This is a genomic window from Streptomyces sp. NPDC058985, from assembly GCF_042740985.1.
GTDB lineage: Bacteria > Actinomycetota > Actinomycetes > Streptomycetales > Streptomycetaceae > Streptomyces.
In genome coordinates, this window is the sequence record NZ_JBHYJX010000007.1 from 1 (window position 1) to 22175 (window position 22175).

The following is a 22175-nucleotide window of genomic DNA, read 5'->3' on the forward strand; positions in this document are numbered from 1 at the left end:
CGGCGTCCAGCGGGGAGACGCCCTCGTCGTTGCTCTCCCAGTCGGCGCGGGAGCCTCACTTCTTCCCGGCGCCGCGCCGCACCGCCCTGCGCACCACCCGCCGGGCCCGCCGCACCTGGAGCCTCGCGCGCAACTGCGGGCGGCTGCCGGGCAGTCCCAGCTCCGTCAGCCGCAGCTCGGAGAAGTAGTGGGCGGGGGTGGCGGCAAGCCGGGCGCGCAGCCACGCGTCGGTCGGCTCCCGCAGGTCCGCGTACGTCTTGGGCTGCATGCAGAAGCCGATCGCCCGCACCAGCGGTGACAGCGATTCGGGCGCCGCGCCGACGCGGGCCGGCTCCTCGCCGCGCTCCAGGTCGGGCACCAGGTGGTCGACCACGGCCAGCGGCACCCGGTTGCTGTTCGGGTACGGCTTGAGCCGCTCCATCACCAGCGCCGTCCCCACCCGGGCGACGGGCACGTCGTAGTAGGCCGAGGCGGTCACCATCGCCGTCGAGAAGCAGCCGACGACCAGTTCGGGCGCGCAGCGGTCGTACAGCGTCTCGGCCAGCAGCGGCGCGTCCAGCACGGTGAGCCGTACGCCCGCGTCCGCCGCCGCCTTGCTCAGGGCCGCCGTGTACCCGGCGGGGGCCGTCGGGTGCGGCTTGAAGACCACGGACCGGTGCCCGGCCCGCGCGGCCCCGGTGAGCATCCGGACGTGCAGGTCCTCCTCCTCCCGCGCGGTGAGGATGTTGATCGCCGCCAGGTACTGGCCGAGCAGCACGGCCGTCGGCTTCTGACGGATCACGGGGGCCAGTTCGGAGTCGTCCGCCGCCTCCCGGGAGATCTCGTCGAGCACGGCGCGGAACGCGTCGTCGGGGACGATCTCGGGTTCGACGCCGTACTCGGACAGCAGCAGGGGCCGCAGCCCCGGGATCAGGTCCAGGTGGAGGAGGCGCCGGACGCGGCTCGCGATGGTCAGCGGGAGCTTCTCGCGGGTCGGGCCGTAGCTCATCAGGCCGTCGGCGTACACGTGGACGGCGCTCTCCGAGAAGATCGCCGCCAGCGCGCGGGCCGGGTTGACCTGGATCGACTCGACCGCCAGCTCGACCAGGTCCCGCTCGTCGATGCCCCAGGCGAGCCGGAAGGCCTTCTGCCACAGTGCCGTGTCGTTTCCGCGCGGGCCCCAGGCGCTGGGGTGGTGCGGGCGGATCGCCTCGTTCCAGCTGACGACGGAGTCGAACCGCGCCGTTATTCGCCCGTACCCGTGCATCTCGTCCAGCCGCAGCGCGGTCTCGGGTACGGCGGCGTTGTTCGAGACCAGCAGGATCCGCCGGGCGCCGTCGCGCGGCCCGAACAGGCCCGCGTCGAGCGCCGCGGCGAGGGTGGCCGCGCCGTACAGCGTGGAGACCTGGAAGATCTGGGTCCGGTGGGGCGTGGAGGTGGTGTGGGACATGGGTCAGGCAGCCTTCCGCCCGTCACGCAGGCGGTTGAGCAGCCTGCCGCGAGTCCTGTCGATGGTCCGGAGGGTCTCCTCCAGCACGTGCTGGGGCATGCGGTGCAGCGCGTCCCGCGCCTCCCGGCGCAGCCGCTGGGCCGCCGCCGACTCGTACTCGTCCACCTTGCCGAGGTGGAAGGCGATCATGGCGCAGTACGTCCGCACGGCCTTCGGCAGGAAGCGCTCGGCCTCCGGGTCCTTCAGCAGGTCCGCGAGGAGCATGTCGTAGGCCGGGATGAAGTCCAGCTGCCGGGAGTCCTTGATCTGCGTCAGCGAGGTGGCGACGCCGCGCCGGTAGAACACGCCGTGCAGACCGACGGACGCGTACGAGCGTGCCTTCAGGTGCAGGCGCCAGATCCACAACCGGTCCTCGGCGGTGCGCAGTTCGGTCGCGAAGCGCATCCCGCCGTCGGCGAAGAGGTGCCGGCGGTAGATCCCGGCCCAGACGAAGGGGTAGTCCACCATCGTCTCCATGTGCGGCGGCGCGATGCCGTCGCGCGGGTCCATCACGGTGTTGCGCACGGGCGCCGGCGGCCGCTTGATCACCCGCTCCGTGCCGTTGGCCTGCACGTGGTCGGTGCGGGCGAAGTCGCAGCCCAACTCGTCCATACTGCGCACCAGTTCGGGCAGGTAGCCCGGCCCGTACCAGTCGTCGCCGTCGAGGAAGGTGACGTACTCGCCGCGGGCCTCGTCGATGCCGCTGTTGCGGGCCTGCGCTATGCCGCGATTGGTCTCGTGCCGGATCACCCGGGTGTCGGAGCGTCGCTCCGCCCAGCGGTCGATCACCCATGACGTGGCATCCGTGGAGCAGTCGTCGACGAGCAGGAACTCGAAGTCCGGGTCCGCGTTGTTGGCGAGACTTCTCAGAGTGCTCTCGGCGAAGGTCTCCACATTGTGCATGGGGACGACGACGGACAGTTTCGGCACGCGGGCCTCTCACGCTCGTAGGTCGGGGATTGGAACAGGCTAACGACGCCGCCGAATCCGCCGGTGTCCAATCGGGCGCGGAAAAGCGAACTCCGTTCGCGGTGGAAGTGAATTCTTGGTGATTCCCGCCCGGGATCACGTCAGGCCGAAGACGTCCCGCAGTTCCTGGAGGTTCTCCTGCGTGGTCTTCCACAGGAATTCCTGCGCGCCGTGCACGTCGGCGACCGCCGCCGCGTGGTCGTCGAGCACCGCGGACGCCCGCTCCGCGAGACGCGGTCCCAGCTCCCGGTCGTGCACCGACAGCCCCCACTCCGGGCGCCCGATGTCCGACAGGAAGTAGGCCAGCTTCGGATGGGAGACGAGGCTCAGGATCGGGGTCCCGCAGCCGAAGGGGATCATCCCGGCGTGCCCGCGCATCCCGATCACCAGCCGCGCACGGGCGTACAGGTCGCGGATCGTGTCGTTCGACAGCGCGTAGAGCCGCTCGACGGGCAGGGCGATGCCGTGCTCCCGGCGCAGGTCGTGCACGAACCGCTCGTCCGCCGGCATGTGCGCCGCGTACCGGACGTCCGCCCGCTCCCGCAGCGCGCCGAGCGCGTGGGCCGTCTGGGCGAGGAAGTGCCCGTAGTCGTGGCCGAATCGCAGGCCCGCGCGGTCGTAGGCGCAGTTGACCAGCACGGTGTCGGACCGCTCGGCCGCCTCGAAGCGGCCCGGGAGCAGCTGCCGGGCCACCGTGGTCGGGCAGGGCTGGTAGCGCACCCGGTCGCGCAGTGAGGCGGGGAGCAGCTCGCGGACCCGGTCGATGGAGCCGTGGTTGCGCAGCCCGAAGAAGGCCGACCGCTCCACGAGGACGCGCAGGCTCTCGGCGAACCGGCGACGCCGGTACAGCTGCCCGTCGAAGACGTTGTAGCCGACCGCGAACACCGCGAGCGGTGCGGTGACGCGGGACAGCAGGTCGTCCGGCACGTTCCACTGCCAGTGGCTGTTGCCGTTGGGGGAGGTGTCCGGGAGGAAGAGCCCGCCGCCGCCCACGACCACTCCGCGGCGCGCGTTGAGTTGCTCCAGGGCCGCCTCGTCGACCAGCCGGTGCACCGGCTGCGGGTACCAGTGCCGGGGGCCGGTGTCGGTGCCGAAGCACATGCGTACGGCCTCGGGCAGGACCTTGTCCCCGGCGTTCTCGTCGCCCTCGGCGAACAGCGCCACGTGCGCGAGCTGCCCGGAGGGGGCCGGCCCCGGAGCGGCGGCACCGCCCTCCGGCTCCCGTGTCCGGGTGCGGACGTACCAGGCGTGGCAGCCCGCGTCGGTCGGGTCGGCGTCCAGGCCCTCGCGGGCGTAGGCGTGCGCGTCCGCCTCCCGGCCCAGGAGCCAGGCCAGCCGGGCGAGCTGCGCGAAGGCGCGCGGGGCGACGTCCGGGGCGGCGGCCGCCAGCAGCAGATGGGCCTCGGCCTCGTCGTAGCGGGAGAGCGCCATCAGGCAGACGCCCAGGGTCTCGTGGCAGCGCGGCGCGTCCAGCCGGTCCGCCACGACGGGCGCGAGGACCTCGACCGCCTCGTCGTACCGGCCCTGCCCGCGGTACACGTCGGCGACCGTGCGGGCCAGGTCCAGCGAGGGGCGGGCCTTCAGCAGGGGTGGGGCGTAGTGCGCCAGCAGTTCGGGGTGCTTGCGGCCGCGCAGGGCGCGGAAGGCGGCGCGGAACTCCTCGTCGCCCAGCTCGAAACGGCGCCGCGCCTCGGCCGCCGGGCCGTGCCCGGGGGTGCCGGACGGTCCCGTGAAGCGCAGGACGACGACGTCCTCGGGCACCGGCAGGTCGTCGTGCAGGCGGCGGGCCGGGAAGTCGTACCGCGCGTCGAGCGGGGTGAGGGCGCCGTCGGGCGCCACGCCCTCGCCGGAGCCGGAGCCGGAGCCGGAGCCCGACCCCGAGCCGGATGCGGACGCGGCGGCGAGCCGGGTCGCCAGGGCGTCGTCCACGTCCGCGCGCTGGAGGACGAACAGCCCGTCCGGCAGCACCACCGGCCGCTCCCCGTCCCGCTGTCCGGCGTGCGGCGACCGCGGTACGGCGGCCACCCCGTGGCGCATCCGCAGCAGCTCGCCGAGGTCGCCCAGGACGACCATGCCGGGGTCGAGGGCGACGACGGTGTCGTACCCCTCCAGCCGGAGGACGTCCCCGCGGCCGCCCTCCGCGCGGCGGGTGAGGAGGCGCGGGTGCAGCGGCCGCAGCGCGTCGAACGCGTCGTCGGGCAGCCCGGGGTGGAGGACCACGAAGTCCTCGCACACCCCCGGGTTGGTCAGCGCCAGGCTGCGTATCAGCGTGGGGAGGCGGGACAGGCCGTCCCGGTCGGTGTGGACGGCGAAGGCGATCCGGCGTCTGCCGGTGACGGCGCTCCGGTCGTCCGCGGAGGCGGGGGAGTGGGTCATCGCAGGGCGATCCTCATCTTGCTGTCGTCGACGTGCGTCGCGCGGTCCATGACCCACTCGGCCTCCCTCGGCCGTAGCCGCCCGGGCAGGGTGAAGCCGATCAGGTCGAGGCGGGGGCTCGCGTCCAGGAAGTCCAGGAGCCTGAGCACGGTGAAGGCGGTGGTCGTCGCCGGCTCCCAGCCGCCCTCGCCCAGCAGGGCCGGGTCGGCGAGCGGGCGGCGCAGGGAGGCGTCGCCGACGTGCTCCTGCGCCCCGGGCGCCAGCCGGGTCCGCACGGCGCGGCGCCAGTCGGCGGCCGGGTCGCCGAAGACCAGCCGGATGCCGGCCGGCCGCGCCCAGGCGGGCTCCTCCCAGGGGGCGCCGCCGCCCCGCAGCGTGACGGCGTGCAGGCCGGTGCGCTCGCCGGTGCCCTCGGCGCGGACGCGGTAGCCGTCGCAGCGCACCACCAGGTCGTAGTGGTCGATCTCCGGGCCCAGGGTGCTCGCGGCGACGTCCCCGGCGTTCGCGACCAGGCACACCGTCCGCCCCGCGATCAGGCCCCGCAGGCCGGCCACGCCGACCGGGGCGGCGCCGCCGAGCAGCGGTTCGGGTGCGGCGCCCTGCTCGACGAGGCGCCGGTGCCGGCCGTGCAGCTCCAGCAGGCGCCGCACCGCCGGGTCGCCCGGGCCGTGCTCGGCCAGCCGCTCCCGTACGAAGGAGGCGAACCGGGGTTCGACGACCGCGGTGGTCGTCGTGGGCTCGCGGAGCAGGCCGGCGAGAGGGGCGCCCGCCTCGGGGAAGAGCGCCACGGCCGCTTCGAGGCAGGCCCGGCGGCGGCGCAGGGTGTCCATCCTGCGGGCGACCTCGGGCGCCGGGGCGCCGCCGCCGAGGAGCGTGACGTAGCGCTCGTAGCACTGCAGCGCCTCGTCCCCGCGGCCGAGCCCGTCCAGCGCCAGGCCGCGCAGCCGCCAGGCGCCCTTGGACCGCTGCCGGATCCCGGCCGACGACTCGGCGAGCCCGAGCGCCAGGCCCAGCCCGCGCTCCCCGCCCGCCTCCAGTGCGCGCTCGCCGACCTGGAGCAGGGCGTCGAAGGGGTCGGCCGACGGGCTGTCCAGCGAGGCCGCGAACACGCCGATCGCCCGGGTCAGCCGCACCTGCGGGACGCCGGCCTTGTCGCCCTCCCCGGCGAGGTGCTCACCGCACAGCCGCATGCTCCGCGCGTACAGCACCGGCCTGGCGGCGTCCTTCTGCCGTGCCTTGAACAATCCCGCCAGGGGTTTCGTCATGCGCTCCACCGTTCTCCGACCGGAGCCCGAATGTGCCGCAGCCCAACGCTCCGCGGGTGTCCGGGGGACGGACACCGGGTGAACACTCGCCCCGTCCAAGAGCCCCGCACGCACCCGGCACCCGGCCGCCTCACCGCCCCAAGGAACGCCGAATCGCCCGTGCCCGCCGCACGACCCTCCGGGCCGTCGAGTTGTGCGGCAGGAAGCCCAGGCGGGACGGGATGCCGCCGGGGAGGCCCAGGGACGTGAGGCGGCGTTTCTTGAAGTAGCGCCAGGTCTGGGGGGTCAGGCTGGTGCGGAGGTAGGTCTCGGCGGCGGGGCGCAGCTCCGGGAGGACCTTCGGCTGCATCGCGAAGCCGACGGTCCGCAGCAGCGCGGTGAGGGCGTCGGTGTCCGTGGCGGGCCGGCCCTCGGCGACCGCTTCGGCGTCGGACAGGTCCGGCAGCAGCGCGTCCACGAGGGTGGCGGGGACGCGGTTGCTGTTCTCGTACGGCGTCAGCCGGTCCAGCAGCGTCTCGGTGCCGACCCGCGCCACCGGCAGCCCGTACAGCGTGGACGCGGTGAGCAGCGCCGTGGAGAAGCAGCCGACGACCAGCGCCGGGCGGGTCCGCTGGAACAGCACCTCCGCGAGGACCGGCGTCTCCACCACGTGCAGCTCGACGCCGAGTTTCCCGGCCTCCCGTTCCAGCGTCCGCGTGAACCGGGCCGGTGCGGTCGGGTGCGACTTGAACACCACGCGGGTGTGCCCGAGCGCCGCCGCACCGGTCAGCATCCGTACGTGCAGGTCTTCCTCCTCCTCGGCGGAGAGCACCCCCAGCGCCGAGAGGTACTGGCCGAGCAGCACCGCGGGCCGCTCCACGTCCGGCAGACCCGCGCCGGTCTCCGCCAGCTCGGCGAGCACCTTCGTGAACGCCGGGGCCGGCACGATCTCGGGTTCGACGCCGAACTCCGTCAGCAGCAGCGGCGCGAGCCCCGGCACCAGGTCCAGGTGGAGCAGCCGTTCGACGCGCGTGCCGACCAGGGGGGCCAGCTTGGTGCGGGTGGGCCCGTAGCTCATCAGCCCGTCCGCGTAGACGGTCAGCGGCGCGTCGGTGAAGATCTGCGCCACGCCGAGCGCGGGGTGCACCTGGATCGACTCCACGGCCAGCGCCACGTCGTCGTCGCCGATGCCCCAGGCCAGCCGCAGATGCCGCTCCCACATCGGTACGTCGTCCAGCCGCGGCGACCAGCCGCCGGGGTGGAAGGGGAAGACCGTCTCGTTCCACGACACCACGTCGTCGAACCGGTCGCGCAGCCGCTCGAACCCCGGCATCCGGTCCACGGACGGGGCCGTCTCGGGCGTCGCCGCGTTGTTGGAGACCAGCAGGATCCGCCGGTCGGCCGGGGTGAAGCAGCCGGTGTCCAGGGCCGCCGCGAGCGTCGCCGTGCCGTACAGCGTCGACGCCAGGAAGATCTGCGTGGTCACGCCGCCGCCCCCGTCCCCGCACGCCGGCGCAGCCGGCGCAGTCGCGTGGCGCGCTCGGCGTCCATCGAGGCCAGCGCCCCCTCCAGCGCGTCCTGCGGCATCCGCCGCAGCGCCGCCGCGCTCATCTCCTTGAGTTTCCGCGCCACGGCAGGCTCGAACCTTTCGATGGAACCGAGATGGTGGGAAATGATCGCGCAGTACGTCCGCACGGCCTTGGGCAGCAGCAGCTCCGCCTCCGCGTCACCCGCCGCCCCCGCGACGACCTCGTCGAACGCGCGGATGAAGTCGAGCTGGCGGACGTCACCGATCTGGGTGAGCGAGGACGCCACCCCGCGGCGGTAGAAGGCACCGAGCAGCCCGGTCACCGCGAAGGAGTCCGCCTCCCGGTGCAGCTTCCAGATCCACGGCCGGTCCTCGGCCGTGCGCAGCCCGTCGGTGAAGTGCAGCAGGCCGCGCTCGGCCAGCCGCCGGTGGTAGATCCCCGCCCACGCGTAGGCGTAGTCCACGGAGGTCGAGCGGTGCGCGGGCAGGATCGCGTCGCGCGGACGCAGCGCCACGTTGCGGCGGCCGTGCGGGACGCGGTGCAGCGTCCGGGCCCGCCCGGTGCACTGCACGTGGTCGGTGCGCACGAAGTCGACGTCCAGCCCCTCGATCGCGGTCACCAGCCGGGCGCAGTGGCCCGGCGCCAGCCAGTCGTCGCCGTCCAGGAAGGCGACGTACTCGCCGCGCGCCCGGTCGATGCCGGTGTTGCGGGCGGTCGCCAGGCCGCCGTTCTTCTCGTGTATGACCAGCACCGCCCCCGGCAGCTCGCGCTCGGCACGCGCGAGCAGGTCCACGGTCCCGTCGGTCGAGCAGTCGTCGACGAGAATGAATTCGAAGTCGTCCCGCGCGTTTGCGCGCAGACTCCGCAGGGTGTCTGGTGCGTACTGCCGAACGTTGTAGAACGGCACGATGACGGAGAGCTTGGGCACGTGAGCGACGTTATGCGCCGGCCCGGCATTCGGCTTTACCGCCGCCTTGATGTGAGGTGAACGCGGCGTGGCGAAGCAGTGAAGCGAACATTCTTACGGGCGCCGGGTGAGCTGATTCCCCTTCCGGCGATGTGCTGTTCACCATTTGTTGGATTCCGGTTGGGCGGTTCCTAGAAATGGCTTCCTAGCGTCTACGACGTGCCAGCAAGTGCAACGAAGGCCCTGCGAGTCGCCGTCCTGGCGGACTCCGACACCCGGTGGAAATGGGGCGCGCTCACCGCGACCCGGATCTCCCCCGCGGAACCGGAGGACATCCGCCTCGACGGCTACCTCCTGCGCGGCCGAGCCACCCCCACCGCCCGCCAGCTGCGGGAGGTCGGCGTCACCGCGGACTCGCTCCGCGAGGTGACCGCCGTCGAGTTCCTGCGCGCCATGGAGACGGCGACGGGCGAGGAGTCCTACGACGTCCTCGTCCTCGCCCTGGTCGGCGGCGGCGTCCAGGCGATGCTGCACGGACTCGGCCGCGTCTGGCGGGACCGCGCCGACCGGCCCGTGGTCGTCACCGGCTACGTCGGCGTCGTCTACGAGAAGCTCGCCGACGGCCTGCTGCTGCGTCACGGCGCCGACCTCGTCCTCGCCAACTCCCGCCAGGACGCGGAGCGTTTCCGGTCCGTGTACGAGGGGGTCGGCGCCGACGCCTCGGCCGTGACCGAGGTGGCCCTGCCCTTCCTGGGCGGCGCGGGGTACACGGGCGAGCCCGACGGCACCGACCGCCCCTACACGGTCGTCTTCGCCGCCCAGCCCTCGGTGCCGGACAGCCGCAAGGACCGTACGTACCTCCTCGAACGGCTGATCCGGCACGCCCGCCGGCACCCCGAGCGCGAGGTGCTGCTCAAGCTGCGCTCCAAGCCCGGCGAGCACACCACGCACATCGAGGAGCTGCCGTACCAGAAGCTGGTGCAGCGGGCCGACCCGCCGCCCAACTTCCGCCTGGTCTACGGGCACATGGGCGATGTCCTGGACCGCACCGACCTGCTGGTCACCATCAGCTCCACCGCGGCCCTGGAGTCCCTGCACCGCCGCATCCCGACGGTCGTCCTCACCGACCTGGGGGTCCGCGAGACCCTCGGCAACCACCACTTCGTGGGCTCCGGCTGCCTCGCCTCCTGGGACCAGCTCGACGAGGGCCACCGCCCCGAGCCGGACGCCGGGTGGGTCGCCCGGCAGGGCGTCGCGGCGGACGGCGAGTACGCGACCGCCTTCGACGCGGCCCGCGACCGCATCACCGCCCTGCGGGGCGCCCTGCCCCCGCTCGCCCCGTACTACACACCGGTCACCGCCCCCGGCTACCTGCCCGGCATCCTCGCCCGCCACCACCTCGCCCCCGACGGCACCCCGCTGCCCGGCGCGCCCGCCGCGGACCGCGAGCCCGGCCCCGTCCGCCAGGTCGTGCGCAGGGCGGCACGCGGCGCCTACCGCCACGGCGTCCAGCGGGTCGCCCCGGTGATCCGACGCATGGGGGAACTGTGACCCCCGCGACCTCGGCCCCCACGACCTCCACCCCCGCACACATCCCCGCACAAGGAGCAGACCCCATGTCCAACCCGCAAGCGGGCCAGGGCGCTTCGGTGCGCCGGGTGCTCGCGGTGATCCCCGCGCGCGGCGGTTCCAAGGGAGTGCCCGCGAAGAACCTCGCCCCCGTCGGCGGCGTCCCGCTCGTGGCCCGCGCGGTGCGCGAATGCCGGGCCGCCCGCCTGGTGACGGACGTCGTCGTCTCCACCGACGACCAGACCATCGCCGCGGCGGCCCGCGAGGCCGGCGCCGAGGTCGTGCTGCGGCCCGCCGCCATCGCGGGGGACACGGCCACCTCCGAGGCCGCCGTGCTGCACGCCATGGACGCCCACGAGGCCCTGCACGGCTCCGCCGTCGACGTGGTGCTGCTCGTGCAGTGCACCAGCCCCTTCATCGTCCGCGAGGACATCGACGGGGTGGCCGGCGCGGTCGCCGAGGCCGGCGCCGACACCGCGGTGACGGTGGCGCCGTTCCACGGCTTCGTGTGGCGCGACGGTGCGGACGAGGCGGAAGGCACCGACGGCGGCTACGGCGTCAACCACGACAAGTCGTACCGCCCCCGCCGCCAGGACCGCCCCCAGGACCTGCTGGAGACCGGCGCCGCCTACGCCATGGCCGCCCCCGGCTTCCGCAAGCACGGGCACCGCTTCTTCGGCCGCACCGAACTGGTCCGCACCGACCCGGCCCGCGTCCTGGAGATCGACGACCCGCACGACCTGGCCCGCGCCCGCGCCCTGGCGCCGCACTTCGACGCCGCCCGGCCCGGCGCCCTCCCGACCGCGCGGGACATCGACGCGGTCGTCCTCGACTTCGACGGCACCCAGACCGACGACCGGGTGCTGATCGACTCCGACGGACGGGAGTTCGTCTCCGTGCACCGCGGCGACGGACTCGGCATCGCGGCCCTGCGCCGCAGCGGCCTGACGATGCTGATCCTGTCCACGGAGGTGAACCCGGTCGTCGCCGCCCGCGCGCGCAAGCTCAAGCTCCCCGTGCTGCACGGCATCGACCGCAAGGACCTCGCGCTCAAGCAGTGGTGCGAGGAACAGGGCATCGCGCCCGAACGCGTGCTCTACGTCGGCAACGACGTCAACGACCTCCCGTGCTTCGCCCTCGTCGGCTGGCCGGTTGCGGTCGCCAGCGCCCACGACGCCGTACGCGGCGCGGCCCGCGCGGTGACCACCGTCCCCGGCGGTGAGGGCGCCATCCGGGAGATCGCGAGCTGGCTCCTCGGCCCCTCGCTCGACTCCCACGACACCCCCGACTCCTTCGAATCCCCCACGATCACCCAGTCCAAGTAAGGAACCACTGCCATGAGCACCAACTCCCGTATCCGCACCTTCGGTACCCGCGAGGCCGGCCCCGGCCGCCCCGTCTACGTCACCGGTGAGATCGGCATCAACCACAACGGCGAGCTGGAGAACGCCTTCAAGCTGATCGACGCCGCCGCCGAGGCCGGCTGCGACGCCGTCAAGTTCCAGAAGCGCACCCCCGAGATCTGCACCCCGCGCGACCAGTGGGACATCGAGCGGGACACCCCCTGGGGCCGGATGACGTACATCGACTACCGCCACCGCGTGGAGTTCGGCGAGGACGAGTACCGCCAGATCGACGAGTACTGCAAGACCAAGAACATCGCCTGGTTCGCCTCCCCGTGGGACACCGAGGCCGTCGCCTTCCTGGAGAAGTTCGACGTCCCCGCCCACAAGGTCGCCTCCGCCTCGCTGACCGACGACGAGCTGCTGCGCGCCCTGCGCGCCACCGGCCGCACCGTCATCCTCTCCACCGGCATGTCCACCCCGAAGCAGATCCGCCACGCGGTCGAGGTCCTGGGCAGCGACAACATCCTGATGTGCCACGCCACGTCGACGTACCCGGCGCAGGCCGAGGAGCTGAACCTCCGCGTCATCCACACCCTCCAGCAGGAGTACCCGAACGTCCCGATCGGCTACTCCGGTCACGAGACCGGCCTGCAGACCACGCTCGCCGCCGTCGCCCTCGGCGCCACCTTCGTCGAGCGCCACATCACCCTCGACCGCGCCATGTGGGGCTCCGACCAGGCCGCCTCCGTCGAGCCGCAGGGCCTGACCCGCCTGGTGCGCGACATCCGCACGATCGAGGCCTCCCTCGGCGACGGCGTCAAGAAGGTCTACGAGTCCGAGCTGGGCCCGATGAAGAAGCTGCGCCGCGTCACCGGCGTCGTCGCCGAGGCGGAGATCGCCGACGCCGCGGGCGAGCCCGTCAACGTCTGACACCAGGCCCCACCACCCCACCAGGCCCTCACCACGGGACGGTCGTACGCCGATGAGCCCCCGCGCCGGGAATGCCGGCCCCCGCACTCTCGCCTTCGTCGAGAGCCCGGTACAACTGCTGAACGTGCTGGAGTGGGCGCACACCCGCGCACCCGGCGCGGAGCTCACCCTCGTGGTGCTGTCCCCCGTGGACCCGATGACCCGCGGTCAGCTGCGCCGCATGGCGGAACTGGCCCGCAAGGAGGGCCACACGATCCGCTGGGAGGAGGCCCGGGGCGGTGCCACGGCACCCTTCCGCACCGTGGGCGGCCTCACCACCGCCCTGCGCCAGGCCGAACGGGTCGTGATGGGGGACCCCTTCTCGCGCTACGTCCAACTGCTCCTGACCATCACCCGCGCCCACGATCTCGTCGTCGTCGACGACGGCACGGCCACGATGGAGTTCGTCACCCAGCTCGCCCAGGGTGAACGCCTGGTGCGCTGGCACCGCAAGGGCAGCCGGCCCGGCCCGCGCGACCTGCTCTTCGCGCCCGTCTCCCGGTCCGCCCGGCACCGCCTGACCCCGACCCCCGACCGGCAGGTCTCGGTCTTCTCCTCGATGCCGATCGAGGACGTCCCGGACGGCGTCACCGTCACCGCGAACGACTTCGCCTGGACCCGCGCCCGCTTCGGCCCGCCACGCATCACCAAGGGCGCCGACATGGTCGGCACCTCCCTGGTCGAGACCGGCGTCGTCGAGGCCGACCGCTACCTGGACGCCGTACGCGGCCTGGCGAGGACGCACGGGGCCGCCCGCTACTTCGCCCACCGCCGGGAGAGCGCCGAGAAGCTGCACCGGCTGGCCGTGGAGACGGGCCTGCAGATCGTCCGCCCCGACCTCCCCCTGGAGCTGATCGCCCGCCGCGGCCCGATCGGCCGAACGGTCGTCAGCTTCCCCTCCACCGTCGTCCACACCCTGCCGCTGGCCCTGGCCGGCACCGAGGTCCGCGTCGCGGTCTGCGACATCGACCCCGCCTGGCTCACCCAGCACGCCTCACCGCGGGCCCGCGGCTTCCTGTCCGGGGTCACGGGCTCGGCCCGGGACGTCCACCGGCTGTCGGCGGTGGCACACGCGGGGCAGGCCGTCTCCTGGGCAACTCCGTAGGCCATCTCACGTGGACGCTCCAGCGTGGCTCAGCCGTACCGTGGTATGCGTGAGAGGAGCAAGTAAACAGGAAAGACGGAGCCGGGTGCCGAGGCCAGAAGCGGGTGAGTGTACCCACCCCCGTTGAGAGCCATGCGCCGAGCGGCCAACTTTCTTCGCCCAGCGGGCTGAAATTTTGTTGATCGCGGGACAGTTGACCACCCCGGCGTCCTACCCTTCAGAGGGTGAAGCAACTGATGTCCCGTGAGACCGAGGCCGATCCGTCAGGGGAAGCGCAACTTCCCGGTACGTTGCCGGAGGCGTTGCGCGCAGAACTCGTGGCCTTCCGCCGCGACCTGCACATGCACCCCGAGCTGGGCAACCAGGAGTTCCGCACCACCGCCGCGATCAAGGAACGGCTCGAACGAGCCGGCCTCAAGCCGCGCGTGCTTCCGGTCGGAACCGGGCTCGTCTGCGACATCGGCACCAACACCGACTCGGGGCAGTGGGCGGGCGGGCCGCGCATGCTCGCCCTGCGGGCCGACATCGACGCCCTGCCCATCCCGGACACCAAGAGCGACTGCCCGTACCACTCGCGGGTGCCGGACCGCGCCCACGCCTGCGGCCACGACGTGCACACCACCGTCGTCCTCGGCACCGGACTGGTCCTCGCCGCGCTGCACGAGCGGGGGCTGCTGCCCCGGCCCGTGCGGCTGGTCTTCCAGCCCGCCGAGGAGGTGCTGCCCGGCGGTGCGGCCGACGCGATCGAGGGCGGCGCGCTCGACGGGGTGCGCCGGATCCTGGCCGTGCACTGCGACCCCCGGGTGGACGCCGGGCGGATCGGACTGCGGGTGGGGCCGATCACCTCCGCCTGCGACCGGCTGGAGATCGCCCTCAACGGACCCGGCGGCCACACCGCCCGCCCGCACCTGACCACCGACCTGGTCACCGCCGCCGCACGGGTGGTCACCGACGTGCCCTCGCTCGTCGCCCGGCGCGTGGACAGCCGCAGCGGTCTCGCCCTGACCTGGGGCCGGGTCGAGTCCGGCCACGCCCCGAACGTCATCCCGCAGCACGCCGAACTCGCCGGGACGGTCCGCTGCCTCGACCTCGACGCCTGGCGCCAGGCCCCCGACCTGGTGGTGGGCGCCATCGACGAGATCGCCAACCTGTACCGGGCGAAGTCCGAGATCACCTACGTCCGGGGCGTGCCGCCGGTCGTCAACGAGGTGACCAGCGTCGAACTCCTCCAGACCGCCATGATCGCCCGGCTCGGCACGGACTCCGTGGAGAGCACCGAGCAGAGCCTCGGCGGCGAGGACTTCTCCTGGTACCTGGAGCAGGTGCCCGGCGCCATGGCCCGCCTCGGCGTCCGCCCGCCCGGCGAGCGGACCGTCCGCGACCTGCACCAGGGCGACTTCGACGTGGACGAGTACGCCATCACCGTCGGCGTGGAGATGTTCACCGCGGCGGCGCTCATCGACGCCGTCAACTGAGCGGCACCCGTCCGCCGAGCCCGTCGCGGTTGCGGCCGCGGCGGGCCGGGGGCAGCCTGACGCGGTCGTTCACAAGGTCGTAACCGGCCAGCGGCACGAATGGGTAACGGCCATGCGGAACCCCGTTCCCAGGAGTTTCTACGCGCGTTAATCTGCGCCGAACCGAGCGCCCGCTGCGGGGCTTTGGAGAATGGGGAACTTCAGATGCGTCGGATATCGAGACTCACCCGCGTCGCGGTGGGGGCCGCGTCGCTCGCACTCGCCGCCACGGCCTGCGGAGGCACAAGCAGCGACAGTGGCGACGGCAAGGACGACAAGGGCCTCGCCATCGCGTACGACATCGGCGGCAAGGGCGACCAGTCCTTCAACGACGCCGCGTACGCCGGTCTGGAGCGGGCGAAGAAGGAGTTCGGCTACGAGACGGCCGACATCGAGCCCACCGACGGTGAGACGGACGCCGACAAGGAACAGCGTCTGACCTCCCTGGCCAAGCAGGGCTACAACCCCGTCATCGGCGTCGGCTTCGCCTACGGCCCGGCGATGAAGGCGGTCGCCTCGAAGTACCCGGACACCACCTTCGGCATCGTCGACTCGGTGGTCGAGGGCAAGAACGTGGCGTCCCTCGTCTTCGCCGAGAACGAGGCGTCCTACCTCGCCGGTGTCGCCGCCGCCAAGGCCACCAAGACCAAGACGGTCGGTTTCGTGGGCGGCGTGGACATCCCGCTGATCCACAAGTTCGAGGCCGGCTACAAGCAGGGGGTCCAGGACACCGACCCGAAGATCAAGGTCGTCTCGCAGTACCTGACGCAGACCGCCGAGGAGGGCGGCTTCTCCAGCCCGGACAAGGGCCGCGCGGCGGCCGAGGGCCAGATCGAGAAGAAGGCCGACGTCGTCTACCAGGCGGCCGGGCTGTCCGGGCAGGGCGTGATCGAGGCGGCCGCCAAGGCGAAGGTCTGGGCGATCGGCGTCGACTCGGACCAGTACGAGCAGGAGGCCCTCGCGGCCTACAAGGACTCCATCCTGACCTCCGCCCTCAAGGACATCGACGGGGCGGTCTTCGCCCTGGCCGAGTCCGTCGAGGACGACAAGCCGCTGGCCGGCACCCACACCTTCGACCTGAAGTCGGACGGGGTGGGCCTGTCCGACAGCAACCCGAAGTTCGCCGAGGTCCCGGGCGCGCAGGACGCCGTGGCCAAGGCCAAGGAGGGCATCACCAGCGGCTCGATCAAGGTGAAGACCGAGTAGCGGGGGCCGGCACGGCACGTCCCGAAGCGGGCGGGCGCCCCGGGCGCCCGCCCGCTTCGGCATGCCCCGGACGCGCTCCCGGCTCCGCCCGCCGCGTCACCCTCCGCCACCCTCCGTTTGCGTCCGGCAAGCCTCGCGCCCCCGTCCGGGCCGCCTAGCTCACGGGCGGATAACAAGGTGGACAGAAGGGGTTTTCAGGCAGGTCTACGCGCGTTAATCTGCGGCGAAACCCAGCGCCGCAGCCGAACCGTCCCCGGCGCTTGTACGACAGGAGCACCAGACATGCGCCGGATTTCCCGGATCACGGTCGCAGGCGCAGCGACCGCCTCCCTGGCCCTCGCGCTCTCCGCCTGCGGCGGCACCTCGACCTCCTCCGGGTCGGACTCCGAGGGCGACAAGGGCCTCGCCATCGCCTACGACGTCGGCGGCAAGGGCGACCAGTCCTTCAACGACGCCGCGTACGCCGGTCTGGAGCAGGCGAAGAAGGAGTTCGGCTACGAGACGGCCGACATCGAGCCCACCGACGGCGAGACCAACGCCGACAAGGAGCAGCGCCTGGTCTCCCTGGCCAAGCAGGGCCACAACCCGGTCATCGGTGTCGGCTACGCGTACGCCGCCGCGATCAAGAACGCCGCCGAGAAGTACCCGGACACCACCTTCGGCATCGTGGACGACGCCACGATCGAGTCGAAGAACGTGGCGGACCTGGTCTTCAACGAGGAGCAGGCCTCCTACCTCGCCGGTGTCGCCGCGGCCAAGAGCACCAAGACCGACACGGTCGGCTTCGTGGGCGGCGTGGACATCCCGCTGATCCACAAGTTCCAGGCCGGCTTCGAGCAGGGCGTCAAGGACACCGACCCGAAGGTCAAGGTCCTCTCCCAGTACCTCACGCAGACCGCGGAGGAGGGCGGCTTCTCCAGCCCCGACAAGGGCAAGACCGCCGCCGAGGGCCAGATAGAGAAGAAGGCCGACGTGGTCTACGCGGCCGCCGGTCTCTCCGGCCAGGGCGTGATCGAGGCCGCCGCCGCCAACAAGATCTGGGCGATCGGCGTCGACTCCGACCAGTACAAGCAGGAAGCCCTCGCGAAGTACAAGGACTACATCCTGACTTCGGCCACCAAGGACGTCGCCAAGGCCGTATACAACCTCGCGAAGTCCGTCGAGGACGGCAAGCCGGAGACCGGTATCGTTCGGGGCGATCTGAAGTCCGGCGAGGTCGGTCTCTCGGACTCCAACCCGAAGTTCGCGGACGACGCCGAGCTCCAGGCAGCCATCAAGACGGCCAAGGAGAAGATCATCAGCGGCGAGATCAAGGTCAAGAGCAGCTGAGCACCGAGCAGCTGACCAGCAATACCTCGAACAGCGTGTAACCGCGCCGGTCGCACCGCTCGGCGGGGTACGGGGAGGGAGCCTCCGGCTCTCCTCGTACCCCGTCGTGTCGATGTGCCGCCGCTTTTAGATGCCGTAGGGGCGCTACGCGCGTAGACGGCCCCCGTCCCCAGGAGTGTGCGCCATCAACGCGTCCAGCAGCCCTCCGGCCGAAGCGGCGGTCAGCGAACCGGTGACCGCCGTCGAACTCGCCGGGATCACCAAGCGATTCCCCGGCGTCGTGGCCAATCACGACATCCACCTCACCGTCCACAAGGGCACCGTGCACGCCCTCGTCGGCGAGAACGGCGCCGGCAAGTCGACGCTGATGAAGATCCTCTACGGCATGCAGAAGCCGGACGAGGGCACCATCGCGGTCGACGGCGAGAAGGCCGCCTTCTCCTCGCCCGCCGACGCCATCGCCCGCGGCATCGGCATGGTCCACCAGCACTTCATGCTCGCCGACAACCTCACGGTCCTGGAGAACGTGGTCCTCGGCAGCGAGAAGCTGTACGGCATCGGCGCCAAGGCCCGCCGGAAGATCAAGGAGATCTCCGAGCGGTACGGCCTCGGCGTCAAGCCCGACCTCCTGGTCGAGGAGCTGGGCGTCGCGGCCCGGCAGCGCGTGGAGATCCTCAAGGTCCTCTACCGCGGCGCCCGCACGCTGATCCTGGACGAGCCGACCGCCGTGCTCGTGCCGCAGGAGGTCGACGCCCTCTTCGACAACCTGCGCGGGCTGAAGGCCGAGGGCCTGTCCGTCATCTTCATCTCCCACAAGCTGGGCGAGGTCCTGTCGGTCGCCGACGAGATCACCGTCATCCGCCGGGGCACCACGGTCGGCACCGCCGTCCCCGCCGAGACCACCCCGCGCCAGCTCGCCGAGCTGATGGTCGGCAGCGAACTGCCCACCCCGGAGACGGCGGAGTCCACGGTCACCGACCGCGCGGTCCTCACCGTCGACACGCTGCGCCTGGCCGCGCCCGGCGGCAAGGCCCTGCTGGACGACATCTCCTTCACCATCCACGCCGGTGAAGTGCTGGGCATCGCCGGTGTCGAGGGCAACGGCCAGACCGAGCTGGTCGACGCGCTCATCGGCCTGCGCCACGCCGACTCCGGCTCCATCCGCTTCCTCGACGAGGACATCACCGCGCTGCCCACCCGCAAGCGCCGCGAGCAGGGCGTCGGCTACATCCCCGAGGACCGCCACCGCCACGGCCTGCTCCTGGAAGCGCCACTCTGGGAGAACCGCATCCTCGGCCACGTCACCGAGAAGCCCAACAGCAAGGGCGTCTGGCTGGACCCGAAGGGCTCCCAGGAGGACACCCGCCGCATCGTCGAGACGTACGACGTCCGTACCCCCGGCATCGAGGTCACCGCCGCCTCGCTCTCCGGCGGCAACCAGCAGAAGCTGATCGTCGGCCGCGAGATGAGCCACAAGCCGCGCTTCCTGATCGCCGCCCACCCCACCCGCGGTGTGGACGTCGGCGCGCAGGCCGCGATCTGGGACCACATCCGGGAGGCCCGCCGCGAGGGCCTCGCCGTCCTGCTGATCTCCGCCGACCTGGACGAGCTGATCGGCCTGTCCGACACGCTCCGGGTGATCTACGACGGCCGGCTCGTCGCGGACGCCGACCCGGCCTCCATCACACCCGAGGAGCTGGGGTCGGCGATGACCGGCGCCGCGAGCGGCCACCTGGAACACGACGCGACCGACGCGACCGGTACCACCGACGCGACCGACGAGACCCCCGAGATCCGCAAGTCTCCCCAGTCCCCGTCCCCCGAGGCTCCGGAAGACGAGGCCCGCTGATGAAGAAGTTCGACAAGGAGCGCGTGCTCCTCGCGGTGGCCGGGCCGGTCATCGCGCTCGCCGTGGCCTTCGTGCTCAGCGCGATCGTCCTGATCGCCTCGGGCAAGAACCCGGTCGAACCGTTTGCCCTGATGTTCGAGCAGGCCGGATTCTCCGACATCCAGGTCCTGATCATCAACCAGGCGTCGATGTACTACATCGCCGCCCTGGCGGTCGCCATCGGCTTCCGGATGAACCTGTTCAACATCGGCGTCGACGGCCAGTACCAGCTCGCCGCCTTCATGGCCGCCGTGGTCGGCGCCCACGCGAACCTGCCGGCCTTCCTCCAGGTCCCGCTGCTGCTCCTGACCGCCGTCCTCACCGGCGCCTTCTGGTCCGGCATCGCCGGTGTCCTCAAGGTCACCCGCGGCGTCAGCGAGGTGGTCGCGACGATCATGCTCAACGCGATCGCCACCTCGCTCATCGTCTACATGTGGAAGCCGGACGTCTTCGGCGTCAAGATCGGCAACAACAGCACCACCGGCGAGATGCACGAGTCCGGCTGGATCCCCGGCATCGACATGGGCGCGGCCGGCGAGGTCTACGGCCTGGTCGTCCTGGCCGTGCTGCTCGGCATCGGCTACTGGATCACCCTCAACCGCACCCGCTTCGGCTTCGACCTGCGCGCCTCCGGCGCCTCCGAGTCCGCCGCGGCGGCCAGCGGCGTCGACCCCAAGCGCATGGTGCTCACCGCGATGCTCCTCTCCGGCGGCCTCGCCGGTCTCGCGGGCCTGCCGATCCTCCTCGGCGACACCCACACCTACAGCCTCAACTTCCCCACCGGCATCGGCTTCCTCGGCATCGGCATCGCCCTGCTCGGCCGCAACAGCCCGGTCGGCATCGCCTTCGCCGCCCTGCTGTGGGCCTGGCTCGACAAGGCCTCGCCCGAACTGGACTTCCACGGCTACGACAAGGAGATCGCGGTCATCATGCAGGGCCTGATCGTCCTCTCGGTCGTCGTCTCCTACGAGGCCGTCCGCGAGTGGGGTCTGCGCCGCCAGCAGCGCCGGGTCGGCGCCGAGCTGGCCGCCGGACACGTCCTCGGCGCCACCGACAACACCAAGAAGGAGGTGGCTGGCCGATGACCACCGCAACCGACCTCAACCAGCCCACGCTGGAGCACGGGGCGCCGGCCGGCCGCCGGATCTCGCTGGGGGTCCTGATGCTGGTTATCGCCGGCGCCCTGGCGCTGACCTCCATCGTCCGCCTCATCACCGGTGCCAACGGCATCACCAACGTCAGCCAGATGTCCACCGCGCTCCAGCTCGCCGTGCCGATCGGCCTCGCCGGTCTCGGCGGCCTGTGGGCCGAGCGCGCGGGCGTGATCAACATCGGCCTCGAAGGCATGATGATCCTCGGCACCTGGTTTGGTGCCTGGGCCGGCTTCCAGTGGGGCCCGTGGACCGGCATCCTCGTCGGCATCGTCGGCGGCGCGCTCGGCGGCCTGCTGCACGCCATCGTGACGATCACCTTCAACGTCAACCACATCGTCTCCGGCGTGGCCATCAACATCCTCGCCCTCGGCGCCACCCGCTACCTGGCCCCGCTGGCCTTCGAGGGCCACCAGGGCGGCTCGGCCAAGCAGTCGCCGCCGGTCGAATCCCTCGGCCACTTCACGGTGCCTGGCCTCTCCGACGGGCTGGTGAGCCTGAACGACCAGCACTGGTTCCTGATCTCGGACATCGCGGGCCTGCTCGGCGGTCTGGTCACGAACGTCTCCTGGCTCACCCTGATCGCCGTCGCGCTGGTCCCCGCCACCTGGTACATCCTGTGGCGCACCCCGTTCGGCCTGCGCCTGCGCTCCTGCGGCGAGAACCCGGTCGCGGCCGAGTCGCTCGGCGTCAACGTCTACAAGTACAAGTACCTCGCCGTGATCATCTCCGGCGGCCTGGCCGGCCTCGGCGGCGTCTTCCTCTCCATCGTGGCCAACCCCTTCTACCTGGAGGGCCAGACCAGCGGCCGCGGCTACATCGGCCTCGCGGCGATGATCTTCGGCAACTGGATGCCGGGCGGACTCGCCCTCGGTGCCGGGCTGTTCGGCTACACCGACAGCCTCAACCTGCGCGGCGGCTCCGCCAACGTGCACGCCCTGCTGCTGCTCGGCGCGCTGCTGCTGGTGGCCGGCGCCATCTGGCTCGCGATCCGCAAGAAGTACGTCAAGGCCGGGATCACGGTGCTCGTCGGCGCCCTGGTCTTCGCCTGGTACGCCGGTACCGACGACGTTCCCAACCAGGTCGTCTCCGCCACGCCGTACGTCGTCACCCTCGTCGTCCTCGCGCTCTCCGCCCAGCGGCTGCGGATGCCCAGGGCGAACGGCAGGTCGTACCGGAAGGGACAGGGCAAGTGACGGCCGTCGACTGGGACGGACTGCGCGCGGCCGCCCGGGACGCGATGTCCCGGGCGTACGCCCCCTACTCCGGGTACGCCGTCGGCGCCGCCGCCCTGGTCGACGACGGCCGCACGGTGACCGGCTGCAACGTGGAGAACGCCAGCTACGGCATCTCCCTGTGCGCCGAGTGCGGGCTCGTCTCCCAGCTCCGGCTGACCGGCGGCGGCCGCCTGACGCATTTCGTCTGCGTCGACGGCGAGGGCGCGGTCCTCGTCCCGTGCGGCCGCTGCCGCCAGCTGCTGCACGAGTTCGGCGGCCCGGAGCTGCTCCTGGACACCCCGGCGGGGATCGTCCCCCTCGCGCAGATGCTCCCGCAGGCCTTCGGCCCGGACCACCTCACCAAGTAACTCCCGCAATCCCGTTAGGA

The 22175-nt window shown here is 72.1% G+C and carries 17 protein-coding genes; 11 read left to right on the forward strand and 6 right to left on the reverse strand.

Annotated features, from left to right (window positions below):
• Positions 1-55 precede the first annotated feature (55 nt).
• The 6 genes from ACFW01_RS08065 to ACFW01_RS08090 all read right to left on the reverse strand — a co-directional run bounded on the left by ACFW01_RS08065 (position 56) and on the right by ACFW01_RS08090 (position 8514).
• Positions 56-1429, reverse strand: a complete 1374-nt coding sequence (locus tag ACFW01_RS08065) for a polysialyltransferase family glycosyltransferase (RefSeq protein WP_384502644.1) — start codon at positions 1427-1429, stop codon at positions 56-58.
• A 3-nt stretch (positions 1430-1432) separates the two neighbouring features.
• Positions 1433-2398 (reverse strand): glycosyltransferase family 2 protein, encoded by a 966-nt coding sequence (locus ACFW01_RS08070; RefSeq protein ID WP_234955186.1) that lies wholly within the window; start codon positions 2396-2398, stop codon positions 1433-1435.
• Positions 2399-2533: 135 nt separating this feature from the next.
• Positions 2534-4813, reverse strand: a complete 2280-nt coding sequence (locus ACFW01_RS08075) for a polysaccharide pyruvyl transferase family protein (RefSeq protein WP_384502645.1) — start codon at positions 4811-4813, stop codon at positions 2534-2536.
• Positions 4810-6078: a hypothetical protein gene (locus ACFW01_RS08080; protein WP_234955453.1), complete on the reverse strand. Its 1269-nt coding sequence runs from the start codon at positions 6076-6078 to the stop codon at positions 4810-4812. The genes ACFW01_RS08075 and ACFW01_RS08080 overlap by 4 nt, the downstream gene beginning before the upstream one ends.
• Positions 6079-6208: 130 nt before the next feature.
• Positions 6209-7543, reverse strand: a complete 1335-nt coding sequence (locus ACFW01_RS08085; RefSeq protein ID WP_234955182.1) for an alpha-2,8-polysialyltransferase family protein — start codon at positions 7541-7543, stop codon at positions 6209-6211.
• Positions 7540-8514, reverse strand: a complete 975-nt coding sequence (locus tag ACFW01_RS08090; RefSeq protein ID WP_234955180.1) for a glycosyltransferase family 2 protein — start codon at positions 8512-8514, stop codon at positions 7540-7542. Before ACFW01_RS08090 ends, ACFW01_RS08085 begins: the two co-directional genes overlap by 4 nt.
• Before the next feature lie 198 nt (positions 8515-8712).
• On the opposite strand from ACFW01_RS08090, the gene ACFW01_RS08095 reads away from it, so the two are divergent.
• The 11 genes from ACFW01_RS08095 to ACFW01_RS08145 all read left to right on the forward strand — a co-directional run bounded on the left by ACFW01_RS08095 (position 8713) and on the right by ACFW01_RS08145 (position 22155).
• On the forward strand, positions 8713-10044 hold the full coding sequence (locus tag ACFW01_RS08095) for a DUF6716 putative glycosyltransferase (RefSeq protein WP_234955178.1): 1332 nt from the start codon (positions 8713-8715) through the stop codon (positions 10042-10044).
• A 65-nt stretch (positions 10045-10109) separates the two neighbouring features.
• A complete protein-coding gene (locus tag ACFW01_RS08100) occupies positions 10110-11387 on the forward strand; it encodes a cytidylyltransferase domain-containing protein (RefSeq protein ID WP_384502646.1) in 1278 nt (425 codons plus the stop codon).
• A 12-nt stretch (positions 11388-11399) separates the two neighbouring features.
• On the forward strand, positions 11400-12338 hold the full coding sequence (locus tag ACFW01_RS08105; protein ID WP_234955174.1) for an N-acetylneuraminate synthase family protein: 939 nt from the start codon (positions 11400-11402) through the stop codon (positions 12336-12338).
• Between the two features lie 52 nt (positions 12339-12390).
• Positions 12391-13482: a hypothetical protein gene (locus tag ACFW01_RS08110; protein ID WP_234955172.1), complete on the forward strand. Its 1092-nt coding sequence runs from the start codon at positions 12391-12393 to the stop codon at positions 13480-13482.
• Between the two features lie 236 nt (positions 13483-13718).
• Complete coding sequence (locus tag ACFW01_RS08115) at positions 13719-14957, forward strand: M20 family metallopeptidase (RefSeq protein ID WP_384502757.1); 1239 nt, start codon at positions 13719-13721, stop codon at positions 14955-14957.
• A 204-nt stretch (positions 14958-15161) separates the two neighbouring features.
• Positions 15162-16202 carry a BMP family ABC transporter substrate-binding protein gene (locus ACFW01_RS08120; protein ID WP_234955170.1) on the forward strand — a complete coding sequence of 347 codons (1041 nt, stop codon included), beginning with the start codon at positions 15162-15164 and terminating at the stop codon, positions 16200-16202.
• A 282-nt stretch (positions 16203-16484) separates the two neighbouring features.
• On the forward strand, positions 16485-17531 hold the full coding sequence (locus ACFW01_RS08125; protein ID WP_234955168.1) for a BMP family ABC transporter substrate-binding protein: 1047 nt from the start codon (positions 16485-16487) through the stop codon (positions 17529-17531).
• Between the two features lie 232 nt (positions 17532-17763).
• Positions 17764-19380: an ABC transporter ATP-binding protein gene (locus ACFW01_RS08130; RefSeq protein ID WP_234955434.1), complete on the forward strand. Its 1617-nt coding sequence runs from the start codon at positions 17764-17766 to the stop codon at positions 19378-19380.
• Positions 19380-20504, forward strand: a complete 1125-nt coding sequence (locus ACFW01_RS08135) for an ABC transporter permease (protein WP_234955166.1) — start codon at positions 19380-19382, stop codon at positions 20502-20504. The genes ACFW01_RS08130 and ACFW01_RS08135 overlap by 1 nt, the downstream gene beginning before the upstream one ends.
• Positions 20501-21766, forward strand: a complete 1266-nt coding sequence (locus ACFW01_RS08140; RefSeq protein WP_384502647.1) for an ABC transporter permease — start codon at positions 20501-20503, stop codon at positions 21764-21766. The genes ACFW01_RS08135 and ACFW01_RS08140 overlap by 4 nt, the downstream gene beginning before the upstream one ends.
• Positions 21763-22155 carry a cytidine deaminase gene (locus ACFW01_RS08145; protein WP_125493310.1) on the forward strand — a complete coding sequence of 131 codons (393 nt, stop codon included), beginning with the start codon at positions 21763-21765 and terminating at the stop codon, positions 22153-22155. The genes ACFW01_RS08140 and ACFW01_RS08145 overlap by 4 nt, the downstream gene beginning before the upstream one ends.
• Positions 22156-22175: the final 20 nt, after the last annotated feature.